The sequence below is a fragment of the Ensifer adhaerens genome (assembly GCF_013283195.1).
In the GTDB taxonomy this organism is placed as follows: Bacteria; Pseudomonadota; Alphaproteobacteria; order Rhizobiales; family Rhizobiaceae; genus Ensifer; species Ensifer adhaerens_G.
Genome location: NZ_JABEKT010000015.1, coordinates 1 through 1650, shown reverse-complemented (window position 1 = coordinate 1650; position 1650 = coordinate 1). Strand labels below are relative to the sequence as shown.

The window sequence follows — 1650 nt, the reverse complement described above, 5'->3', positions numbered from 1 at the left end:
ACGATGACGGCGACGACACATACGAAGGCGGCGCAGGAACCGATACGCTCGATGCCAGCGCCACCACCGAGACCATTGTCGTCGATCTCGAACAGGGAACGGCGACAGGCGAAGAGATCGGCTCCGACACCGTCGACAGCATCGAGACCGTGATCGCTGGTTCCGGTGATGACCAGCTCTCCGGCGACGCCGCCTGCAACACGTTGGTCGGCAATGACGGCAACGATGTCATCGATGGCCGCGCCGGCGACGATACGCTGGCCGGCGGCCAGGGCGACGATGTCGTCTCCGGTGGAGCCGGCGATGACACCATTGTCGTCGAGGCTCCGGCCTGCGCGCCGGGTGAGGCGACTGACGGCAACGATAGCTATAATGGCGGCTCAGGCTACGACACGCTCGATGCCAGTGCAGTCACCGAGAGCATCGTCGTCGACCTTGAAGAGGGAACGGCCACGGGCGACGAGATCGGCTCCGACACCGTCGACAGCATCGAGACCGTGATCGCCGGCTCGGGTGACGACCAGCTTTCGGGCGACGCCGAAGACAACACGCTGATCGGCAATGACGGCAACGATGTCATCGATGGCCGCGCCGGCGACGACACGCTGGCCGGCGGCCAGGGCGACGATGTCGTCTCTGGTGGCGCCGGCGATGACACCATCGTCGTCGAGGCTCCGGTCTGCGTGCCGGGGGAAACGACTGACGGCAACGATAGCTATAATGGCGGAACCGGCTACGACACGCTCGATGCCAGCGCCACCACCGACAGCATCGTCGTCGATCTTGAACAGGGAACGGCCACGGGCGAGGAGATCGGCTCGGACACACTTCAACGGATCGAAGCCGCTATCGGGGGCGCCGGCGACGACCAGCTCTCGGGCGACGCCGAGAGCAACACCCTCATCGGCAATGACGGCAACGATGTCATCGACGGCCGTGCCGGCAACGATACGCTGTCCGGTGGCCTGGGGAACGATACCGTCCTGGGCGGCCTGGGCAATGACACAGTCGTTGTTGTCGTGGCCGAAGGTGCCGGCACTGATGGCAATGACAGTTATTCGGGTGGGGACGGCATCGATACGCTCGACATGTCGGCGCTGGTGCAGGCCGTGCTTGCCGATATCGAGGCCGGCATTGCCGAAGGCGAGGAGATCGGTTCGGACCTGATCGAAGGCTTCGACATCATAGTCGGTGGCGAAGGTGGCGACCGCCTGTCCGGCGGCGCCGGCAACAATATCCTGTCGGGCGGCGACGGCAACGACATACTGCGTGGCCGCGGCGGCGACGATGTTCTCGTCGGGGGCGGCGGCAGAGATACGCTGGAGGGTAACACCGGCAATGACACGTTCCTGGTGGTGATCGCGCCGGATGCGAACGGCGACGACGGCAACGACCTGATTGACGGCAACGAGGCGATCGACACCTACGACGCTTCGGCAGCGATGCAGGCCGTCGTGATCGACCTCGACCGCGGCACGGCCGAAGGGGTTGAGATCGGCTCGGACCTGTTGACCTCGATCGAAGGCGCTGTCGGCGGCAAGGGCGACGACGTGCTCGTCGCCGGCAATGCCGTCAACTTCCTCGCCGGCGGCGACGGCGCCGACATCTTCGTCTTCCGCACGACCGCGTCGCTCGCCAATGACGGCAGCG

1 protein-coding gene is annotated in these 1650 nt (G+C 65.5%); it reads left to right on the top strand.

Translation table 11 applies throughout. From position 1 onward, the window contains the following. Positions 1–1650 (top strand): calcium-binding protein (locus LPJGGPFB_RS32830; RefSeq protein ID WP_173424105.1); only part of this gene is annotated, 1650 nt, incomplete at both ends.